Below are 21525 nucleotides of genomic sequence, written 5' to 3' on the forward strand. Positions count from 1 at the left end.
GAAGGGAGAATGAAAGATATGAAAGAGCAAGTATTACAAGTAACAAAAGGTGACTTCGTAGGATCAGCAAGTGGAGCGGTAGTATTAACAGCATTAATCGTATTTCTATCAAGCGTATTAGTATAATAGAAGTTTTAAATCAAACAAAAATGGAAGGAGAATGAGGGATATGAACAGTGAACAAGTGTTTCAAGTAACAAAAACGGATTTATTAGGATCCTTAGGTGGAGCGGTAATATTAACATCATTTATTCTATTCCTTGCAAGTGTATTAGTATGATATATATAAATACAACCATTCAAAAAAAATAAAGACTCTAACGTATTAGTAAGCAGTAAATATGTTGGAGTCTTTTTTATTTTCTTCTTATATACCTTCAAGTATTAAAGTTACCTCATTATTTAGCATCCATGGCTAATTAGACGCTGCGGTTGCAACTTGATTCAACGAATAATCAAAAATCCACTGAGTAAAAGCCTGATTGGTGAGGGCTGATTAAAGTTTCACTTTATTTCAAAGAGAAAAAAGTCGAATTTTATATGTAAGAAAAAAAGAGGAATTTGACAGAAAAGATAGAAAATTTTAAAGGTCAGAATTTGTTAGCTTGCTAACTAATTTCTATTTATTTATGTTGGAAGCGTTTTCGGTTGGTTTTAAGTATGGACCATTTAATCTATTTACAGGGGGATGAAGATATTATGAAACAAAAATCTATGGATACGCTAGCTGCACAAATGGAGGACTTTTTTCCAGTACGTGATGTAGATCATTTGGAATTTTACGTAGGGAATGCAAAGCAATCGAGTTATTATCTTGCGAGAGCATTCGGATTCAAAATTGTGGCTTACTCTGGATTAGAAACTGGAAACCGTGAAAAGGTATCTTATGTTCTTGTGCAAAAAAATATGCGTTTTGTTGTGTCTGGAGCTTTAAGTAGTGAAAATCGTATTGCAGAGTTTGTAAAGACTCATGGTGATGGCGTCAAGGATGTGGCACTACTTGTCGATGATGTTGATAAAGCATACTCAGAAGCAGTGAAACGTGGTGCCGTCGCAATTGCTCCACCAGAGGAATTAACAGATGAGGACGGTACATTGAAAAAAGCAGTTATTGGTACGTATGGTGATACAATTCATACGCTTGTAGAGCGTAAAAATTATAAAGGGGCATTTATGCCAGGATTCGAAAAGGTAGAGTTTAATATTCCATTTGAAGAGTCTGGCTTAATTGCTGTCGATCATGTAGTTGGTAATGTTGAAAAAATGGAAGAGTGGGTTAGTTATTACGAGAATGTCATGGGCTTTAAACAAATGATTCATTTTGATGATGATGATATTAGTACAGAGTATTCGGCTTTAATGTCGAAAGTTATGACAAATGGAAGCCGTATTAAGTTTCCTATTAACGAACCAGCAGACGGAAAGAGAAAGTCACAAATTCAAGAGTATCTAGAATTCTATAATGGAGCTGGTGTACAGCATCTTGCTTTATTAACAAGTGATATTGTTAAAACGGTTGAAGCGCTTCGTGCAAATGGGGTGGAGTTTTTAGATACACCTGATACTTATTATGATGAGTTAACTGCACGAGTTGGAAAAATCGATGAAGAAATTGATAAATTAAAAGAATTAAAGATCTTAGTAGATCGTGATGATGAAGGTTACTTACTACAAATCTTTACGAAACCAATTGTAGATCGCCCGACTTTATTTATTGAAATCATTCAACGTAAAGGTTCTCGTGGATTTGGTGAAGGAAACTTTAAAGCGTTATTCGAATCAATTGAAAGAGAACAAGAGCGTCGCGGAAACTTATAAGATTCATATCCACCAGCAAAAGTCCCTTTGCTGGTGGAAATTTCATTTTTATAAGGAGGAATCAGGATGAAATTTGTTACATTTCGTCTTCCTTCAAAAGAAATACGGGCTGGATGGCTTGAAGGTGACAAAGTAATAGATATGAATCTTGCTAGTGAAGGGAAAATCCCTTCTTCTATAATGGCTTTTTTAGAGAAAACGGATGAGTATGTAGAAGTAGTGCGGAATATTAAGAATCCAAATAAGGGTATATATGCTTTAGAAGAAGTACAATTGACAGCTGCTCTTCCTAATCCGAGTAGTATTCGAGATTTTTACGCATTTGAACAACATGTAAAAACAGCTCGTGGACGAAGAGGACTAGATGTTGTGCCTGAATGGTATGATATTCCGGTTTTTTATTTTACTAATCATCGTGCTGTAATTGGTTCCGGTGATTTTGTAATTGGTCCGAAAAAGTCTAAAAAGCTTGATTACGAGTTGGAGATTGCTTGCGTAATAGGAAAAGAAGGGCGAAATATTTCTCGTGAGCAAGCAGAGGAATATATTTTTGGTTATTGTATTATGAACGACTGGAGTGCGAGAGACTTACAAGCAACAGAAATGAAAGTAGGTCTCGGTCCTGCGAAAGGAAAGGACTTTGCAACTTCGTTAGGAACACATCTTGTTACGAAAGAGGAATTAGATGTTTATCGTAATGGTGATCGATATGATTTAGAAATGACTGCTCATGTAAATGGAAAACTATTATCAAAGGGAAACTTCCAAGATATTTACTATACATTTGCTGAAATGATTGAACGTGCTTCAGAGGACGTGACGTTATATCCAGGAGATGTGATTGGTTCTGGGACAGTAGGAACAGGCTGTATTTTAGAACTTGGTACAGAAGAGTGGCTACAAGATGGAGATGTTGTAGAGCTGTCGATTACTGGTTTAGGTACACTACGTAATACGATCAAAAAAGAAAAGGAAGCGGGTGATGGGCATGTTTTATCGTCACATGGGAGAACTACCTCATAAACGACATGTACAATTTCGTAAAAAAGATGGATCGCTTTATCGTGAACAGGTAATGGGAACGAAAGGATTTTCTGGTACGCAGTCTATTTTGTATCATCACTATATGCCAACAGAAGTAGGTCATTCTGCATTATCGCATTCTTGTCAGTTGCAGTATGAAGAGGATGTTGCTCTTTCTCATCGCCACTTCCGAACGAAAGAAAATAAAAAAAGTGGTGATGCAATAAGTGGACGAAATTTCATACTTGGAAATGAAGATTTGTTAATTGGAGTAGTGAGCCCAACAGAAAAAATGGATTATTTCTATCGTAATGGTGATGGCGACGAAATGTTATTTGTTCATTATGGAACAGGGAAAATTGAAACAATGTTTGGAACGATTCACTATAGAAAAGGCGACTATGTAACGATCCCAATTGGAACGATTTATCGTGTTATTCCAGATAAAGGAGAGACTAAGTTTCTTGTTGTAGAGGCGAATAGCCAAATTACAACGCCGCGTCGTTATCGAAATGAATACGGACAATTGTTAGAGCATAGTCCGTTTTGTGAAAGAGATCTTCGTGGTCCAGAAAAATTAGAGACCTATGATGAAAAAGGCGAGTTTGTCGTAATGACAAAATCAAGAGGCTATATGCATAAACATGTTTTAGGACACCACCCGTTAGATGTTGTTGGATGGGATGGCTATTTATATCCGTGGGTATTTAATGTAGAGGATTTTGAACCAATTACAGGGCGCATTCATCAGCCACCGCCAGTACATCAAACATTTGAAGGGCATAATTTTGTTATTTGCTCTTTCGTACCACGTTTATACGATTATCATCCAGAGTCAATTCCGGCACCATATTATCATAGTAATGTTAATAGTGATGAAGTTCTTTACTATGTAGAAGGAAACTTTATGAGTCGCAAAGGTGTGGAAGAAGGTTCTATTACACTTCATCCGAGCGGGATTCCCCATGGGCCGCATCCGGGGAAAACAGAGGCAAGTATAGGGAAGAAAGAGACACTTGAATTAGCTGTTATGATAGACACATTCCGTCCGCTTCGTATTGTAAAACAAGCACATGAAACAGAAGATGAAAAATATATGTATAGCTGGATTGAACAAGGTTCATATACTGTGAAATAAGTAAAAAAAGGCATGCTCCCAATAAGGGAGCATGCCTTTTTTGTGGAATCGACATGTATAATAATACCAAAAAGAGTTGTCGAAAGATATATAGAAAGAATGATAAGGATAGTGCATATTCAGAAGGATTTCTACTTGTTTCGACAAAAGTATTGACTAGGAAAAGCGTAATGAGTAAAATAAAAAAGCGAATTAAAAATTTTCAGAAAATTTAAAACTTGGAGGAGTGAAAGATGAAGCAAATTTTTCAAAAGAAGCCAATTGCAAAGTTAATGCAAGAAAGTAAGCAAAAAACGTTAGCGAGAACATTGGGCGCGCTAGATTTAACTATGCTTGGAATCGGAGCAATTGTTGGAACTGGTATTTTTGTTCTAACGGGTGTTGTGGCAGCGAAACATTCTGGGCCAGCTATTATATTATCATTTGCGATTGCCGCGCTAGCTTGTGCCTTTGCTGCATTTTGTTATGCTGAATTTGCTTCTTCAGTTCCTGTCTCGGGCAGTGTGTATACGTATACATACGCGACGATGGGGGAAGTATTCGCATTTTTAATTGGCTGGGACTTAATGCTTGAATATTTACTTGCTACATCTGCTGTAGCAAACGGTTGGTCTGCATATTTTCAATCTTTATTAAAGGGGTTTGGAATCCACATTCCGACTATTCTCTCCTCGGCTCCTGGTACAGGAAAGGGTGGAATAATTGATCTACCTGCAGTTCTAATTATTTTAGTGATGACAGTTCTTTTATCTAGAGGTGTTCGTGAAAGTGCACGAGTAAATAACATTATGGTATTTATTAAAATAGCAGTTGTTCTTATTTTTATTTTTGCTGGTTTTAATTATGTGAAACCTGAAAACTGGACGCCTTTTATGCCATTTGGTTTAGATGGTGTAATGGCTGGAGCGGCCACAGTATTCTTTGCATTTATAGGATTTGATGCAGTTTCAACAGCGGCAGAAGAAGTGAAACGTCCGCAACGTGATTTACCAATTGGTATTATTGCATCGTTATTAATTTGTACAGTTCTTTATATCGTTGTTTCGCTTATTTTGACAGGAATTGTTCCATACGGCCAGCTAAATATATCAGATCCAGTTGCTTTTGCACTGCAATTTATTGGACAAGATGGCTTAGCGGGGGTAATTTCAGTAGGAGCAATTACAGGGATTACAACAGTAATGCTAGTTATGATGTATGGGCAAGTTCGTGTTTCTTATGCGATGAGCCGAGATGGTTTATTACCGAAGCGTCTTGCTAAAGTTCATCCGAAATTTAAAACGCCATTTTTAAATACATGGACAACGGGAATTATTGCGGCACTGATTTCAGGATTAATAGATTTAAATGTTTTAGCACATCTTGTAAACATGGGGACATTGTCAGCATTTGCACTCGTAGCTGTTGCGGTAATTGTAATGAGAAGAACCCATCCAGACTTACCAAGGGCATTTAAGGCTCCGCTTGTACCATTTTTACCAGCGTTAACAGTGATTTTCTGTTTATACTTAATGCTTCAATTATCGGGGACAGCATGGATTAGTTTTGGGATATGGATGGTTATTGGTATAGCGGTTTACTTCTTATATAGCCGAAAACATAGTGCTTTAAATAATGGTAAAAAAGAAGAAGATGTTGCGAATTTATAAGCGAAAAAAATCCATTCTAATTCTGTTAGAATGGATTTTTTATTTGAAAATTTACATTTTTCTGAACTTATTATAAGATAATTGTTGGCTAACTAAAGGAGTGAAATGATGAAAAATACGTGGCGTGAGTTAAGGGAGATGGACCGTAACGTATGGATTCGATTTATTGGAGAGACGTTAAATGGAATTGCAATGATGATGTTAATGCCTTTTTTTGCATTATATTTAAAAGATAAGGTAGATTCGTTGTTGGAAGTTGGGGTTATTATGGCGCTTTCTCCAATTGCTGCAAGCTTTGGTTCACTTATAGGAGGGAGAATTGCTGACATATATGGAAGAAAGCCGATTATGATATTTTCTATGGCAAGTAATGCATTATTAATGCTCGGTTTTCTATTTATAGAAGGATTTATTCCATATGCAATTTTATCTATTTTTTTAGGATTGAGTAATTCTTTATTTCATCCAGCTGCATCAGCTATGGTCGCAGATGTAACGGCACCAGAAAAAAGAACAGAGGCATATGGTTTATTACGAATGGGACACAATATAGGTGCTGCGATTGGTCCGATAATGGGAGCATCAGTAGTTGTGTTGTCAAAGAATCTTGTGTTTATTATTGCCTCTTCTACAATGCTATTTTATGCGTTACTTGTATTACTTCTTATTCAAGAGACGATGCCAAAGAGGACAGATAAGGAAGAACATAAAGAAAAGGAATCTGGGGCAGTTTGGAAAATTGTCATGCGAGATAAGGCATTAATGATTTACTTATTAGCAGGTATTATCATTTCGATGGGGTTTTCTCAAACAGAAGGCATGTTGCCACTACATTTTGATAACGAAATGAAGCGTACTTTTGGAGCGAATAATCCATATCCATATTTAATGGCGTTAAACGGACTATTAGTTGTTTTATTCCAATTTCAAATTTCAAAATGGGCTACGGATAAACCAGTCGGGAAGACGATGTTATATGGTGCATGTTTGTTCGGGATTGGATTATTTTTTATAGGGTGGTTACCGAAGTGGTTTGGAGAGTTTAATACAAATGCTACAGTTATTTTAATAACACTACTGTTCGTTTATGCTATATATACGTTAGGTGAGATGATTATGTCGCCTGTACAGATGACATTTGTAGCAAACTTGGCCCCTGAGCATTTGAGAGGGACTTATATGGGCGCTGCAAGTTTGCAGTGGATTACAGGAAGCGCATTTGGTCCACTTTTGGGAGGCTTTTTATTAGATCGATTACTTGGCCACTTGCTATTTACAATTTTAGCTGTAGGATGTGTAGTTGCAGGTATTGTATATATTTCTTTAGATCGCCTTGTTGAGCAAAGGCAAAAAGATACACTAACCAAACAATCTTCTTAGTAAATAGGTGACATACACAAAAAAGGGGATTTCTACATATTTTAGGTACATAACTAGATAGGATTACCATTTCATTTTAAAATTCACCTTTGTATAGTAGTGGAATAGAAAAAGTGTAGAAAACCAATAAGTAGTGTCATTTAATTATTTGTGGAAGTTACATTTTATTTCAAATAGGAACTACCTATTTTTATAAAAAGTGCTAAAATAGAAAAATGAAAACAATTGGTTAGGGTGATTTCAGTGACAAAAATTAAATTAGGTTTATTATATGGTGGAAAATCAGCTGAGCATCAAGTTTCGTTACAGACGGCTCTTGCTGCTATTAAAGCGTTAAATCAAGATAAATTCGAGATTCATCCAATTTATATTACAGAACAAGGTCAATGGGTACGTGGTGAGCGTATTGAAGGTGAAGTAACAGATGTTGAAGCTTTAAAAATGAGTAGTGCAGAAAATGCGATTTCTCCGTTATCATTAAGTACAGAGATTATTCCATCTGCAGCTTCTGAGGAAAACGCTATTGACGTTATTTTCCCATTACTACATGGACCAAACGGTGAAGATGGAACGGTTCAAGGATTATTAGAATTGATGAATATTCCTTATGTAGGAAATGGTGTTCTAGCATCATCTGCTGGTATGGATAAAGTTGTTATGAAAAACATCTTTGCAGAGGCTGGTTTAAAACAAGCAAAATATGCGTCTTTCATTCGCAGTGCATGGGAAAAAGATCGTCAGGAAGCTTATTCTAAAGTAGAAGATAAGTTAGGATATCCTTGTTTCGTAAAACCAGCAAACCTTGGTTCAAGTGTTGGTATTAATAAGTGTAAAAATCGTGAAGAACTTGAGAATGCATTTGTAGAGGCATTCCAATTTGATCGCAAAATTATTGTAGAAGAAAATATTGTAGGTCGTGAAGTAGAAGTTGGGGTACTAGGTAATGATGAGCCGAAATGTTCAGTTGTAGGTGAAATCGTTCCGAAAAAGGACTTCTATGATTATAAGTCGAAATATATCGATGGTGATACGGCGTTAATTATTCCAGCTGAAATGACAGAAGAAGAATCTGATGTGATTAAGCGTGATGCAATTATTGCGTTCCAATCATTAGATGGTGCAGGCTTAACGCGAGCTGATTTCTTCTTAACGAAAGACGGAGAAGTGTATATTAACGAAGTAAACACTATGCCAGGATTTACACCGTTTAGTATGTTCCCTCTATTATGGCAACATACTGGGTTACCGTATCCAGAGTTAATCGAAGAGTTAATTCGTTTAGCGATTGAACGTCACGAAGAAAAACAAAAAATTAAATATACAATCTAACAAAAAAAGGAGGAAGCACTATTCGTAGGAATAGTGCTTCCTCTATGTAAGGAGCGTTTCTATATGATAAAGCGAATGTTAAAGCAAGTAGAACAGATGGTAAATGGTACTGGATTAGCAGAGCAATATGAGGGAACTATTATTCAAGGCGTGTCTATTGATACGAGAAAAATTGAAAAAGGAAACTTATATGTTCCGATTCAAGGGGAGCGTTTCGATGGACATGCTTTTGTAGATAAAGCAGTTGAAAATGGAGCTGTAGCTACATTGTGGATGAAAGATGTAGCAAATCCACCCGAGAATCTTCCGGTTATTTTTGTAGAAGATACGCTATCTGCACTGCAAATGTTAGCGAAAAACTATCGCGATCAATTGGATGTTAAAGTTGTTGGTGTGACAGGTAGTAACGGTAAAACATCCACGAAAGATATTGTGACAAGTATTCTCGCGACTAAGTTCAAAGTTCAAAAAACAGAAGGAAATTTCAATAACCATATTGGGTTACCTCTCACTATTTTAAACTTAGAAGAAAATACAGAAGTAGCTGTATTAGAAATGGGTATGTCAAGCCGAGGAGAGATTGAATTTTTATCTAAGTTAGCTCGTCCTAATGCAGCTATCATTACGAATATTGGTGAAGCACATTTAATGGATTTAGGATCTCGTGAGGCCATTGCTGAAGCGAAATTAGAAATTGTTACAGGGTTACAAGAAGGTGGCGTGTTCGTATATAATGGAGATGAGCCGTTATTAACGAATCGTGTTCCTGAAATGAATTTAGCAGCGGAAACAGTTACGTTTGGTGATGCAAGAGCCAACGATTACTATCCAACAACTGTAACATTACAGGCAACTGGGACACATTTTAAAATGAATAGAGATGAAAATATTTCATTCTACCTACCGGTGTTAGGAAAACATAATGTGTACAATACACTTGCTTCAATGGCAATTGCGACACATTTTGGTGTGACGTGGGAAGAAATGAAACAAGGTTTAGTAACACTTCAAATGACGGGCATGCGTATGGAGATTGTAAAAACGGATAGTGGATTAACAATTATCAACGATGCTTATAATGCAAGTCCGACGGCTATGGAGGCAGCATTCCATTTAATGAATGGTTTAGATGGATTTACTAAAAAAATCGTTGTGCTTGGTGATATGTTAGAACTTGGAAATCAAGAAGTGCAGTTCCATTATGAGGTAGGTAAATTAATCGATCCAGCAAAAATCTCACATGTATTCACATACGGTAGATTAGGAGCTCAAATTGCTGAAGGAGCAAAAATTAATTTCCCTAATGAACGTGTAAAGGCGTATGATAATAAAGAAGAGTTAGTAAGAGATTTACAAGCAGTAGTCGATGCGAAAGATGTTGTATTAATAAAAGCATCTCGCGGTATGAAATTAGAAGAAGTAATTACGATGTTGAAATAATTGGTGTATATAAATAGGGATGATAGTCACGAAAATAGAAGAAACTTATAATAAGCGCTTACAGTAAATGATAAAAAAATAAAAGTAAAGAAAAAGGCCCTGAATATAAAATAAGGTAACAGTTGGGTTTGCTTTTTACACATACAAAACTTATAATTGATAAAGTGTAATAACGTTTAGAAGTATTTTCGTGAAGAATATACGCCCGGTTATATACGTGAGCATTCAGGAAAAGGGCTTTTCCGCAAATTCGGAAAACGCCTTTTTTTAAATGATAAGTATAGGATAGAAAAGGAGAAGTAACATTGACAACATTTCGAGAATTAGGATTAAGTGAGTCTTTACTGCAATCGGTTGAAAGTATGGGCTTTGAAGAGGCTACGCCGATTCAAGCTGAAACAATTCCACATGCATTGCAAGGTAAGGATATTATTGGGCAAGCGCAAACAGGTACAGGGAAAACAGCAGCATTCGGATTACCACTATTAGATAAAGTGGATACAAATAAAGAAGCAGTTCAAGGTATTGTTATCGCGCCAACGCGTGAATTAGCAATTCAAGTTGGAGAAGAGCTATACAAAATTGGTAAACATAAACGTGTTCGTATTCTACCAATTTATGGTGGTCAAGATATTAACCGCCAAATTCGTGCTCTAAAAAAACACCCACACATTATTGTTGGTACGCCGGGTCGTATTTTAGATCATATTAACCGTAAAACACTTCGCTTACAAAACGTAGAGACTGTTGTTCTTGATGAAGCGGATGAAATGTTAAACATGGGCTTCATTGAAGATATTGAAGCGATTTTAACAGATGTGCCAGAAACACATCAAACATTATTATTCTCAGCGACAATGCCAGATCCAATCCGTCGTATTGCTGAGCGTTTCATGACTGAGCCTCAACACATTAAAGTAAAAGCAAAAGAAGTAACAATGCCAAACATTCAGCAGTTCTATTTAGAAGTGCAAGAAAAGAAAAAGTTTGACGTGTTAACACGCTTACTAGATATTCAATCTCCAGAGCTTGCGATCGTATTCGGTCGTACAAAGCGTCGTGTTGATGAATTATCAGAAGCATTAAACTTACGTGGTTATGCAGCAGAAGGTATTCATGGTGACTTAACACAGGCGAAACGTATGTCTGTATTACGTAAATTTAAAGAAGGTGCTATTGAAGTTCTTGTTGCAACAGACGTTGCTGCACGTGGTCTTGATATTTCAGGCGTAACACACGTATACAACTTCGATATCCCACAAGATCCAGAATCATACGTTCACCGTATCGGTCGTACTGGCCGTGCAGGTAAAAAAGGTATTGCAATGTTATTTGTAACACCACGTGAATCAGGACAATTAAAAAATATCGAGCGTACAACAAAGCGTAAAGTTGATCGTATGGAAGCACCGACACTTGATGAGGCATTAGAAGGTCAACAACGTTTAATCGCTGAAAAACTTCAAAGCACAATCCAAAATGAGAACTTATCATACTACAAGCGTATTGCAGAAGAAATGTTAGAAGAGAATGACTCTGTAACAGTAGTAGCTGCTGCTTTAAAAATGATGACTAAAGAGCCGGATACAACTCCGATCGCTTTAACATCAGAACCACCAGTTGTTTCAAGAGGTGGCGGTTCTAAAAAACGTGGCGGTAACGGAGGCGGATACCGTGATGGTAACCGTAATCGTAGTCGTGACGGACGTGGCGGTGGCGATGGTCGTAACCGTGATGGACGTAATCGTGACGGAAACCGTGATCGTAATCGTGACGGAAACCGTGATCGTAATCGTGATGGTGGTAGTCGTGGTCGTAGAGGTGAAGGTCAAGGTCGCCCAGGATCTTCAAATGGACGCGGCGAAAGAAAACATCATAGCCGTCCACAAGCTTAATAAAAAAGAGAATGCCCTTTGTTGGCATTCTCTTTTTTTATTTCTGTAATTGTGCATACTACATAGTAGTTATGATAGAAAAGGGGCTGTTATATGCTTGTAAGGCTTGGTTACGTTGCGATGAGTGTGCATTTGAAGAATGCATCCCCATCTCAAACGATGACGTACGCACAGTTTCAGAAAATAGATGATCGTGATGCTGCAATTCGTAAACTTGAAAGAATTGCTAATTCCAATTTGGAAAATTGTTTACGTTTATTAAAGCATAATAAGGGACATGACATATCTTTCTTTCGGCTTAGTTCTAAGCTCATTCCTTTAGCGAATCATGAGGAATTGCTAGAGTGGAACTATATTCGTCCTTTAAAAGAAAAATTGAAAGAATTAGGTGAATATGCAATTCATATGAATATGCGAATTGATTTCCATCCAGATCATTTTGTTGTACTAAATTCACCTGAGGAGAGTGTTTTTAAACAATCTGTAAAGACATTGCAGATGCACAAAAAATTATTAAAAGGCATGGGGATTGAACATAAGCAACGATGTGTACTACATGTTGGAGGAGGGTATAAAGATAAAGAACTTGCATTAGAGCGTTTTATAGAGAATTGGTCTAATGTCCCAAGGGGTATTCAAGAAATGATTATATTAGAAAATGATGATACAACTTTTACGTTAGAGGAAACATTATATTTAGGAGAAAAATTAGATATTCCCGTCGTGTTTGATTTGCATCACCATATGATGAATAATGAGCAAGAAGATTGGTATGAAGATTGGCCACGTGTTGTTCATACGTGGGAAACATCTTTGTTACCGGTTAAAATGCATATCTCTAGCCCTAGAGAGGGAAAAGATCCAAGAGCTCATGCAGATTATATTAATGTAGACGCATTTTTATCTTTTTTAAGAAGGATAAAGGGAAGTGTTCCGCAAATTGATTGTATGATTGAGGCGAAGATGAAGGATGAGTCTTTATTTCAATTAATGAGGGATTTAAACGAACAGGTAGATGTAGAAATTATCGATGGTGCAAGCTTTTATATTAAATAAGCTTTGCACCATCGTTTTTTTTTGTTAAAAAGGGAGTTAAAATGCCGCCGGTTATTAAACCTGTTAAATGACTGATCGGATTGGCGGAAGGATTAAAGAAAGTAAATAGCAGTAATAGAAGTATCATAATTGAGAAAATGGCAATTTCTTTTGGTTTTGAAGAGCGGTATCGATTGTACAATAAAAATAATTGTGCGCCTAATAGCCCGAAAATACCACCTGATGCACCTGCGTGAATATATTCAGGAGGCATAATAATATAAGAAGAAATATTTCCAGAAATTCCAGAAAGAAAAAATAGAATAAAAAAAGAAAAGTGTCCGAGTTGCTTTTCGATAGAAGAACCAAGTGCAAACAAAAAAATACTATTAGAAAGAAAATGTTGTAAGTCTACGTGTACCAGAAGGGAAGTTATGACACGCCACCATTCTCCTTTAGCGATATATTCATTAGAGGCTGCCAGTGGGAAGAGGAAAAAGTCGCCTAATATCATCATGACTAAGTGAATAAAAAGTAAGGTGAGAATAGTCGGTTGTAAAGAAATCTGAGTAGGTCTTATTAGCATACGGTTACTACCACCCCTTTTGCATCAGAAAGATTCTCTGTTATTCTTATCAATATGAAAGAAGAAAGTTAAATAGAAGAAGGGGATTTTGAAATGATTATAGGGATTGGAATCGATATTATTGAATTAAATCGTATTGAAAAAATGCTAGATGGAAAGCTTAAATTTATGGAACGTATTTTAACAGAAAATGAACGTAATGTTGCTATGGAGCTGAAAGGAAGTCGTCTTACAGAGTTTGTAGCTGGAAGGTTTGCAGCGAAAGAGGCGTATTCAAAAGCTGTAGGTACTGGTATCGGGAAAGAAGTGAGCTTTTTAGATATTGAAGTGAAAAATGATGAAAGAGGTAAGCCGATTCTGATTACAAGTACAGAGTATGTTGTTCATTTATCAATTAGTCATAGTAAGGAATTTGCTGTTGCTCAAGTTGTTTTAGAAAGCTCGTCACGCTAGTCTGCATATTTTATATCTTTGTCTCATATATTTGAGGTAGCGATAAGGAAGGTACATCTTCCATTCATTTATAGGGGCAAAGGGGCTGAAGTGATGAAAAGGCGTCTGTTTTTAGTTCTTGTCGGTTTGTTGACCGTTTTTGTGTTGGCGGGTTGTGTGGAAAAGAAACAAGATGATGTCGTGAGAGATTTAGAAGCGAAAGTAAAAGGGATGAAAAGTTATCAAGCTGAAGCGAAATTATCTATTAAAACAGGAAATGAGCCTCAGGAGTATAATGTAGAGATTTGGCATAAGGAACCGTCTTTTTATCGTGTGAATTTAAAGAATGCAAAAAAAGATCAGAGCCAAATCATTTTAAGAAATGAAGAAGGTGTATTTGTATTAACGCCAGCACTTAATAAGAGCTTCCGTTTTCAAAGTGATTGGCCGCAAAATAGCAGCCAGGCTTATTTATATGAATCACTTGTAAGAGATATTTTGCAGGATAAGAAAAACCTTACTTTCGAGAAAACAGATAAGTATTATATTTTTAAAACAAAAACAAACTATCAACATCAAAATATGTTGCCGAAACAAGAGATTACGCTGAAGAAGAGCGATTTGACTCCAGTTTCAGTGAAGTTAATGGATAATGATCAAAATGTTCTTGTAAAAGTAGATTTCTCTAAGGTGAAATTCGATGCGAAATTTGATAAAGGTGCATTTGATACGAAACAAAATATGTCTAGAGCGCAGGTAGATGTTCAAACAACAGCGAAAGAAGACAAACCGTTTGCTATTTTGTATCCACTTGATACACCGCAAGGTATGACTCTGCAAGATGAAAAAGAGTTGAAGACAGACAGTGGCAAGCGTGCGATACTCACATACACTGGAAATAAGAAATCCTTTACTTTAATACAAGAAAAGGCAAAAGTTGCAGAGGCTTCATCAGCGGTAAGTGTAAGTGGAGAACCAGTTGATCTTGGGTTTACGATTGGTGCATTGACGAAAGACTCTGTAACGTGGTCGCATAACGGAGTAGAATATATGCTCGTGTCTAAAGGTTTAGAGCCGAAGGAGCTACTAATGGTTGCTCGTTCAGTTACAGCGAAGCAGGTGAAGTAAACTTCTTAGGCGTGGTGATATATGTGCACCACGTCTTTTCTTAGTTTGAAGGTGGATTTCATAAAAGAAGCATATAAAAGAATAAGCTTCGCATATCGTGTATAAGGAAGTGTATTTATGGAAGAAGCACCATTTTACCGTGACACTTGGGTGGAAGTGGATTTAGATGCCATTTATAACAACGTTACGCATATTAAAGAGTTCATCCCAAGTGATGTAGAGATTTTTGCTGTAGTTAAAGCAAACGCGTATGGGCACGATTATGTACCGGTGGCTAAAACGGCATTAGAAGCGGGTGCAACAAGGTTAGCTGTGGCTTTTTTAGATGAAGCTTTAGTGCTTCGGAGGGCTGGTATTACTGTGCCGATTTTAGTGTTAGGTCCCTCGCCGCCGCGTGATGTAAATGTAGCTGCTGAAAATGATGTAGCGCTAACTGTTTTTCAAAAAGAATGGGTGGACGAAGCAATTAAACTTTGGGATGGTTCATCTGTAATGAAATTCCATATTAACTTTGATAGTGGTATGGGGAGAATTGGAATACGTGAAAGAAAAGAACTGAAAGCATTTTTAAAGAGTTTAGAAGGTGCACCGTTTTTAGAGTTAGAAGGAGTATACACGCATTTTGCAACGGCAGATGAGGTTGAGACTTCGTATTTTGATAAGCAATATAACACGTTCTTAGAGCAGTTAAGTTGGTTGAAAGAATTCGGAGTGGATCCTAAGTTTGTCCATACAGCTAATAGTGCTGCCACGTTACGTTTTCAAGGGATTACATTTAATGCAGTGCGAATTGGGATTGCAATGTATGGATTATCTCCTTCTGTAGAAATACGTCCTTTTTTACCATTTGAATTAGAACCGGCGCTATCACTGCATACGAAAGTAGCTCATATTAAACAGGTGATTAAAGGTGATGGAATTAGTTATAACGTCACTTACCGAACGAAAACTGAAGAATGGATTGCAACTGTAGCGATTGGCTATGCAGATGGGTGGCTTAGAAGATTACAAGGATTTGAAGTGCTTATAAATGGTAAAAGGGTACCGATTGTAGGGCGAGTAACAATGGATCAGTTCATGATTCATCTTCCTTGTGAAGTGCCGCTTGGTACGAAAGTTACGCTTATTGGAAGGCAGGGAGATGAGTATATTAGCGCTACAGAGGTTGCGGAATATTCAGGGACTATTAATTATGAAATTATTGCAACGATCAGTTTCCGTGTGCCAAGAATATTTATACGGAATGGTAAGGTTGTAGAGATAATTAATTACTTGAACAATATATAGAAGGTAGTATGATTGCTTCTTGTCATTGGAGTGACTGTTCATTGCTGGATAATAAGCTCTTTTTGATGAGAAGCTTTTTACTTATAATCATTTTTTATATAAGTTACACGTAAGTTTTGAAGAGGAGTTCTATTGTTTTTAGTTAGTTATGAGATAAAAAATTTAAGAAGATGAATGTTTTGTTTGTGAATTGGAAAACATAAGCAAGGAATAAGGAAGTCTTTGCAACAGGCTCCATACAATGGTATTATTACAATAGGTGTCATATATATATTTGGGTGTGTAGTTGACGGTGGAGGTGTATTTTTGTGTCCGAATCAAGTGTAACTACTGAAATCGTGGTTCGGTTGCCAAAGCAAATGGTAACGGAATTGGACGGAATTGGAAAACAAGAGAATAAGAATCGCCATGAACTAATTTGCCAGGCAACACAATTGTTATTGCGTCAACATAAGACGAAGAAACGCTACCAACATGAATCAATGCGACGTGGGTATATTGAAATGGGAAAAATTAATCTTGGTATTGCATCTGAAGCTTTCTTAGCGGAGTATGAAGCAGCTCATACAGTAGAACGCTTAGTTAGCGGGGGGTAATATTTTGATTGTAAAACGCGGCGACGTGTATTTTGCAGACCTTTCCCCAGTTGTTGGTTCTGAGCAAGGAGGCGTTCGTCCGGTTCTTGTCATTCAAAATGACATCGGAAATCGTTTTAGTCCAACGGTGATTGTAGCGGCTATTACTGCACAGATTCAAAAAGCGAAATTACCCACTCATGTGGAAATTGATGCGAAAAAGTATGGTTTTGAGAGAGATTCTGTTATTTTACTTGAGCAGATTCGAACAATCGATAAGCAACGCTTAACGGACAAAATCACTCATTTAGATGAAGTGATGATGAGTCGTGTAGATGAAGCGTTACAAATTAGTTTAGGACTAATAGATTTTTAAATCGGCAGTTTAAGTTGCTCTCTTTGAAGGGCAACTTTTTTTATTATAGAGGAGGTTACGGTTGTATATGGAAATGGTAGATAATCGACAAGCGTTAATGAAAATGTTAGTGAAAGAATTAGGCTTTAGCGAAAAGCAAGTTCGTCATGTTATTCAATTAACAGAAGAAGGTAACACAGTTCCATTTATTGCTCGTTACCGAAAAGAATGGACAGGCTCTTTAGATGAGGTGCAAATTCGTGCGATTTTAGAGAGATGGCAATATATGATGCAACTTGAAGATAGGAAGGAAGAAGTTATTCGTCTTATTGATGAGAAGGGAAAACTGACAGGAGAGCTGAGACAGCAAATTGTTAAAGCTACAAAGTTGCAGGAAGTAGAAGATTTGTATCGTCCATATAAAGAGAAAAGAAGAACGAAAGCAACGATTGCAAAAGAAAAAGGGTTAGAACCGTTAGCTGAATGGTTGTTGTTATATAAGAAAGAAGATCCGGCTAAAAAGGCAGTGGAATTTATTAATGCAGAGAAAGAAGTGCAATCTGCAGAAGAAGCTTTACAAGGTGCACAAGACATTATTGCAGAAATGATTTCAGATGAAGCTACGTATCGTAGTTGGATTCGAAATATTACTTTTAGAAAAGGTATTATGTCTTCGTCTGTAAAAGGTGAAGAAAAAGATGAAAAGAATATATATGAAATGTATTACAGTTATGAAGAACCATTGCAAAAAGTAGTACCACATCGTGTATTAGCAATGAATCGCGGTGAGAAAGAAGATATATTGAGAGTTTCTGTTGTCCCACCAGTAGATGAGATATTAAATTTCTTATATAAGAAAGTAATTCGTGATAACGATTCTAAAAGTGCGCATTATGTACAATTAGCGATTGAAGATGGTTATAAACGATTAATTCAATCTTCAATCGAAAGAGAAATTCGTAAAGAATTAACAGAAACAGCTGAAGAACAAGCGATACATATTTTCTCTGAGAACTTACGTAACTTATTATTACAACCTCCGATGAAAGGGAAAGTCGTGCTAGCGGTAGACCCGGCATATAGAACTGGTTGTAAATTATCTGTAGTAGATGATACGGGGAAAGTACTACATATTGATGTTATTTATCCGCATCCGCCTGTTCGTAAATATGATGACGCAAAAACGAAAGTTCTTTCTATTATAGATAAATATCAAGTTGAAATGATTGCAATTGGTAATGGGACAGCATCTAGAGAAACAGAGGAATTTATAGTAGATGTATTACAAAGTGTGAAGCAGGAAGTCTTTTATATTATTGTAAATGAAGCGGGTGCTAGTGTATATTCAGCTTCTGATTTAGCTCGTGAAGAATTCCCGAATTTACAAGTTGAAGAGAGAAGTGCCGTTTCTATTGGAAGACGTCTGCAAGATCCACTGGCTGAACTTGTGAAAATTGATCCTAAATCAGTTGGGGTTGGACAATACCAACATGATGTATCTCAAAAGAGATTGAATGAGTCATTAACATTTGTAGTAGAGACAGCTGTTAACCAAGTTGGGGTTAATGTAAATACGGCTTCGGTTGCATTGTTACAATATGTTTCAGGTTTATCGAAAACTGTTGCGAAAAATATTGTGGCAAAGAGAGAAGAGGATGGGAAATTCACAAAGCGCACGGAACTAAAGAAAATCCCACGTTTAGGTGCAAAGACGTACGAACAATGTATAGGTTTCTTGCGTATATTAGAAGGAGCGAATCCATTAGATCGAACAGGTATTCATCCCGAACAGTATAAAAATGTTGAATTGTTATTGAAGAGTTTAGGGTTATCGATAGATGACGTAGGACAACCGCAATTACAAAAGAGATTGGAAGAAGTGGAGATTTCTAAGTTGTCTCAAGAAACGGGAGTTGGGGAGCCGACGTTAGTTGATATTATAGATGCGCTCATTAGCCCGGAACGAGATATGAGGGATGAGTTGCCTAAACCACTTCTGAAAAAAGGGATTTTGAAATTAGAAGATTTAAAACGTGGTATGGAACTAGAAGGAACAGTGCGTAACGTTGTTGATTTTGGTGCTTTTGTTGATGTAGGCGTAAAGCAAGATGGTTTAGTGCATATTTCTAAGCTTAGTAAACAGTTTGTAAAGCATCCGTTAGATGTTGTATCAGTAGGACAAATTGTAAAAGTATGGGTAGATGATATTGATACAAAAAAGGGACGCGTTGCACTATCTATGTTGCCGATTGAATAGTAAGAGAAGAGAGCAGATGAAACTGCTCTTTTTTTATAGAATAAAAAGTGTAATGGATTATGAGTTTTGATGTATTTTGCTATAATAAAACCAGCATTCATTTAGCAATTTAATTTGATACCGGTTTTTTTCGAAATATGCACGTTGCATCTGTTTTTTTAGCCACGTAGGCATAGGAATCCCTCCTTGTTTAATCCTACTCTCAAAAATCTAAAGTGCTATTGATGAGAGGTTGGTGAGTGGATTTCTATTCATGTTGTGTTTTTAGAAACCACGCGTCTTGAATGAGGATGGGTATATGTACTATTTAATATATGTATAAGAAGCGTGAAAAGTGTAAAAATATTTTTTTGTTTAGGAGGAATGAGAATGGACGAGGAAGAAATTCAACGGCTAGTGGAAGAAGTATCGCTACAATACTTCGGAATGCCATTTTTACATAAAGCAACGTTCAATAGTAGGCTGCGTACAACTGGTGGGCGTTATCTGTTGAAGAGTCACAATGTTGAACTGAATTATCGATATTACGAAATGTATGGTAAGGAGGAGTTAATCGGAATCATCAAACATGAACTGTGTCATTATCACTTGCATATTACAGGAAGAGGGTATAAGCACAGGGACAGAGATTTTCGTGAGTTGTTAAAGAAAGTTGATGCACCTCGTTTTTGTAAACGAATGATTAATGAAGAGAAGGAAAAAAAGATTTATAAGTATGAATGTATGGAGTGTTTACTTCAATATGTAAGAAGGCGTCAAATAAATACAAAAAGATATGTCTGCGGAAAGTGTAAAGGGAAGCTCAAACCGATATCGAAAACATCTTGACAGTAAAAACGCAATCCAGTATATTATAAACATGTCACGTTTGAACAAGATGTTGTTAAAAACTTCTTGACTTACAGAAAGAATTTTTATAAGATACAAATTGTCTTCATTATTCCGCAGTAGCTCAGTGGTAGAGCTATCGGCTGTTAACCGATCGGTCGTAGGTTCGAGTCCTACCTGCGGAGCCATACAGAGAAGTACCCAAGTGGCTCAAGGGGCTCCCCTGCTAAGGGAGTAGATCGCTAACGCGGTGCGAGGGTTCGAATCCCTTCTTCTCTGCCATACATATTGGCCCGTTGGTCAAGTGGTTAAGACACCGCCCTTTCACGGCGGTAACACGGGTTCGAATCCCGTACGGGTCACCACTTCGGAGGATTAGCTCAGCTGGGAGAGCACCTGCCTTACAAGCAGGGGGTCGGCGGTTCGATCCCGTCATCCTCCACCATATGAATTTTATATGAATAGTATTATCGCGGGGTGGAGCAGTACGGTAGCTCGTCGGGCTCATAACCCGAAGGTCGCAGGTTCAAATCCTGTCCCCGCAACCAAATGGTCCCGTGGTGTAGTGGTTAACATGCCTGCCTGTCACGCAGGAGATCGCCGGTTCGACCCCGGTCGGGACCGCCATTTTAACTTCTGCTAATTGGCAGTTGTTTTTTATTGGACATTATGGTACAATAACATTTGTCTTTGAAAATAAGATATTTTTTCGATGGGCTATAGCCAAGCGGTAAGGCAACGGACTTTGACTCCGTCATGCGCTGGTTCGAATCCAGCTAGCCCAGCCATTTACGAGCCATTAGCTCAGTTGGTAGAGCATCTGACTTTTAATCAGAGGGTCGAAGGTTCGAATCCTTCATGGCTCACTTTTGTTTTTTCCGCGCGGTCGTGGCGGAACGGCAGACGCGCTAGGTTGAGGGCCTAGTGGGGGAAACCCCGTGGAGGTTCAAGTCCTCTCGGCCGCATCAAAAAAATCTTAAAAAAGTACTTGCATTTGAAAATGTAGTATGATAAGATAATTGAGTCGCCAAAATACAACGACGAAAAAACATCATGAATAAGCGCCCGTAGCTCAATTGGATAGAGCGTTTGACTACGGATCAAGAGGTTAGGGGTTCGACTCCTCTCGGGCGCGCCAATTACGGGAAGTGGCTCAGCTTGGTAGAGCACCTGGTTTGGGACCAGGGGGTCGCAGGTTCAAATCCTGTCTTCCCGACCACGCGGGTGTAGTTTAGTGGTAAAACAAGAGCCTTCCAAGCTCTGGTCGAGAGTTCGATTCTCTTCACCCGCTTTTAGTTCTTTGAAAACTGAACGAAACAAACAACGTGAAACGTCAATTTTTATTTTTAGATGCTAGACAAACTAACTTT

The 21525-nt window shown here is 37.4% G+C and carries 20 protein-coding genes and 12 tRNA genes; 30 read left to right on the forward strand and 2 right to left on the reverse strand.

Annotation, left to right across the window (positions count from 1 at the left end; translation table 11 throughout):
- Positions 1-9: 9 nt before the first annotated feature.
- The 11 genes from MRP26_RS30300 (at position 10) to uvsE (ending at position 12728) form a co-directional block, all read left to right on the forward strand.
- Complete coding sequence (locus MRP26_RS30300; RefSeq protein WP_000654250.1) at positions 10-126, forward strand: DUF3948 family protein; 117 nt, start codon at positions 10-12, stop codon at positions 124-126.
- A gap of 43 nt (positions 127-169) precedes the next feature.
- Positions 170-280 (forward strand): DUF3948 family protein, encoded by a 111-nt coding sequence (locus MRP26_RS30305; RefSeq protein WP_001083691.1) that lies wholly within the window; start codon positions 170-172, stop codon positions 278-280.
- A gap of 419 nt (positions 281-699) precedes the next feature.
- Positions 700-1818: a 4-hydroxyphenylpyruvate dioxygenase gene (gene hppD, locus MRP26_RS30310; protein ID WP_053565411.1), complete on the forward strand. Its 1119-nt coding sequence runs from the start codon at positions 700-702 to the stop codon at positions 1816-1818.
- Positions 1819-1884: 66 nt separating this feature from the next.
- Positions 1885-2841, forward strand: coding sequence for a fumarylacetoacetate hydrolase family protein (locus tag MRP26_RS30315; RefSeq protein WP_053565410.1), 957 nt, complete (start codon positions 1885-1887; stop codon positions 2839-2841).
- Complete coding sequence (locus MRP26_RS30320; RefSeq protein WP_242807490.1) at positions 2807-3979, forward strand: homogentisate 1,2-dioxygenase; 1173 nt, start codon at positions 2807-2809, stop codon at positions 3977-3979. The genes MRP26_RS30315 and MRP26_RS30320 overlap by 35 nt, the downstream gene beginning before the upstream one ends.
- 233 nt (positions 3980-4212) lie before the next feature.
- Positions 4213-5628 carry a branched-chain amino acid transporter BcaP gene (gene bcaP, locus MRP26_RS30325; RefSeq protein WP_242807488.1) on the forward strand — a complete coding sequence of 472 codons (1416 nt, stop codon included), beginning with the start codon at positions 4213-4215 and terminating at the stop codon, positions 5626-5628.
- Positions 5629-5736: 108 nt separating this feature from the next.
- Positions 5737-7008, forward strand: a complete 1272-nt coding sequence (locus MRP26_RS30330; RefSeq protein ID WP_069354765.1) for an MDR family MFS transporter — start codon at positions 5737-5739, stop codon at positions 7006-7008.
- A gap of 243 nt (positions 7009-7251) precedes the next feature.
- Positions 7252-8337: a D-alanine--D-alanine ligase gene (locus tag MRP26_RS30335; protein WP_000161433.1), complete on the forward strand. Its 1086-nt coding sequence runs from the start codon at positions 7252-7254 to the stop codon at positions 8335-8337.
- 63 nt (positions 8338-8400) lie between these two features.
- Positions 8401-9777 carry a UDP-N-acetylmuramoyl-tripeptide--D-alanyl-D-alanine ligase gene (murF, locus tag MRP26_RS30340; RefSeq protein WP_000595969.1) on the forward strand — a complete coding sequence of 459 codons (1377 nt, stop codon included), beginning with the start codon at positions 8401-8403 and terminating at the stop codon, positions 9775-9777.
- Between the two features lie 305 nt (positions 9778-10082).
- Entirely contained in the window at positions 10083-11672 is a 1590-nt protein-coding gene (cshA, locus tag MRP26_RS30345) for a degradosome RNA helicase CshA (protein WP_000206602.1), read from the forward strand.
- A 93-nt stretch (positions 11673-11765) separates the two neighbouring features.
- Positions 11766-12728 carry a UV DNA damage repair endonuclease UvsE gene (uvsE, locus tag MRP26_RS30350; RefSeq protein WP_064531740.1) on the forward strand — a complete coding sequence of 321 codons (963 nt, stop codon included), beginning with the start codon at positions 11766-11768 and terminating at the stop codon, positions 12726-12728.
- Here uvsE and MRP26_RS30355 read toward each other — a convergent pair.
- A complete protein-coding gene (locus MRP26_RS30355; protein ID WP_064531738.1) occupies positions 12721-13293 on the reverse strand; it encodes a rhomboid family intramembrane serine protease in 573 nt (190 codons plus the stop codon). The genes uvsE and MRP26_RS30355 overlap by 8 nt on opposite strands.
- Positions 13294-13386: 93 nt before the next feature.
- Here MRP26_RS30355 and acpS point away from each other — a divergent pair, with 93 nt between their 5' ends.
- The 6 genes from acpS (at position 13387) to MRP26_RS30385 (ending at position 19327) form a co-directional block, all read left to right on the forward strand.
- Positions 13387-13746 carry a holo-ACP synthase gene (acpS, locus tag MRP26_RS30360; RefSeq protein WP_000583418.1) on the forward strand — a complete coding sequence of 120 codons (360 nt, stop codon included), beginning with the start codon at positions 13387-13389 and terminating at the stop codon, positions 13744-13746.
- 156 nt (positions 13747-13902) lie between these two features.
- Positions 13903-14853, forward strand: a complete 951-nt coding sequence (locus tag MRP26_RS30365; RefSeq protein WP_002094231.1) for a LolA family protein — start codon at positions 13903-13905, stop codon at positions 14851-14853.
- A 117-nt stretch (positions 14854-14970) separates the two neighbouring features.
- On the forward strand, positions 14971-16140 hold the full coding sequence (gene alr / locus MRP26_RS30370; RefSeq protein WP_000390593.1) for an alanine racemase: 1170 nt from the start codon (positions 14971-14973) through the stop codon (positions 16138-16140).
- A 308-nt stretch (positions 16141-16448) separates the two neighbouring features.
- On the forward strand, positions 16449-16736 hold the full coding sequence (locus tag MRP26_RS30375; protein ID WP_000004570.1) for an antitoxin EndoAI: 288 nt from the start codon (positions 16449-16451) through the stop codon (positions 16734-16736).
- 4 nt (positions 16737-16740) lie between these two features.
- Positions 16741-17091, forward strand: coding sequence for a type II toxin-antitoxin system endoribonuclease NdoA (ndoA, locus tag MRP26_RS30380; protein ID WP_000635965.1), 351 nt, complete (start codon positions 16741-16743; stop codon positions 17089-17091).
- 67 nt (positions 17092-17158) lie between these two features.
- Complete coding sequence (locus MRP26_RS30385; RefSeq protein WP_000426207.1) at positions 17159-19327, forward strand: Tex family protein; 2169 nt, start codon at positions 17159-17161, stop codon at positions 19325-19327.
- A gap of 57 nt (positions 19328-19384) precedes the next feature.
- On the opposite strand, the gene cmpA is transcribed toward MRP26_RS30385, so the two are convergent.
- Entirely contained in the window at positions 19385-19501 is a 117-nt protein-coding gene (gene cmpA / locus MRP26_RS30390) for a cortex morphogenetic protein CmpA (protein WP_001143640.1), read from the reverse strand.
- Between the two features lie 195 nt (positions 19502-19696).
- On the opposite strand from cmpA, the gene MRP26_RS30395 reads away from it, so the two are divergent.
- The 13 genes from MRP26_RS30395 to MRP26_RS30455 all read left to right on the forward strand — a co-directional run bounded on the left by MRP26_RS30395 (position 19697) and on the right by MRP26_RS30455 (position 21446).
- Entirely contained in the window at positions 19697-20155 is a 459-nt protein-coding gene (locus MRP26_RS30395; RefSeq protein ID WP_016083957.1) for a SprT family protein, read from the forward strand.
- A gap of 113 nt (positions 20156-20268) precedes the next feature.
- Positions 20269-20343, forward strand: a tRNA-Asn gene (locus MRP26_RS30400).
- 3 nt (positions 20344-20346) lie between these two features.
- A tRNA-Ser gene (locus MRP26_RS30405) sits at positions 20347-20437 on the forward strand.
- A gap of 8 nt (positions 20438-20445) precedes the next feature.
- Positions 20446-20520 (forward strand) — tRNA-Glu (locus MRP26_RS30410).
- Between the two features lie 4 nt (positions 20521-20524).
- Positions 20525-20600: transfer RNA gene (locus MRP26_RS30415), tRNA-Val, on the forward strand.
- A 26-nt stretch (positions 20601-20626) separates the two neighbouring features.
- Positions 20627-20703: transfer RNA gene (locus MRP26_RS30420), tRNA-Met, on the forward strand.
- A 3-nt stretch (positions 20704-20706) separates the two neighbouring features.
- Positions 20707-20782, forward strand: a tRNA-Asp gene (locus MRP26_RS30425).
- Positions 20783-20868: 86 nt separating this feature from the next.
- Positions 20869-20943 (forward strand) — tRNA-Gln (locus tag MRP26_RS30430).
- 5 nt (positions 20944-20948) lie between these two features.
- Positions 20949-21021: transfer RNA gene (locus tag MRP26_RS30435), tRNA-Lys, on the forward strand.
- Between the two features lie 16 nt (positions 21022-21037).
- Positions 21038-21120: transfer RNA gene (locus MRP26_RS30440), tRNA-Leu, on the forward strand.
- Between the two features lie 96 nt (positions 21121-21216).
- A tRNA-Arg gene (locus MRP26_RS30445) sits at positions 21217-21293 on the forward strand.
- 4 nt (positions 21294-21297) lie between these two features.
- Positions 21298-21374: transfer RNA gene (locus tag MRP26_RS30450), tRNA-Pro, on the forward strand.
- 1 nt (position 21375) lies between these two features.
- Positions 21376-21446: transfer RNA gene (locus MRP26_RS30455), tRNA-Gly, on the forward strand.
- The last annotated feature ends 79 nt before the right edge of the window (positions 21447-21525 follow it).

This window comes from Bacillus sp. CCB-MMP212 (assembly GCF_022748145.1).
Taxonomy (GTDB): domain Bacteria; phylum Bacillota; class Bacilli; order Bacillales; family Bacillaceae_G; genus Bacillus_A; species Bacillus_A cereus.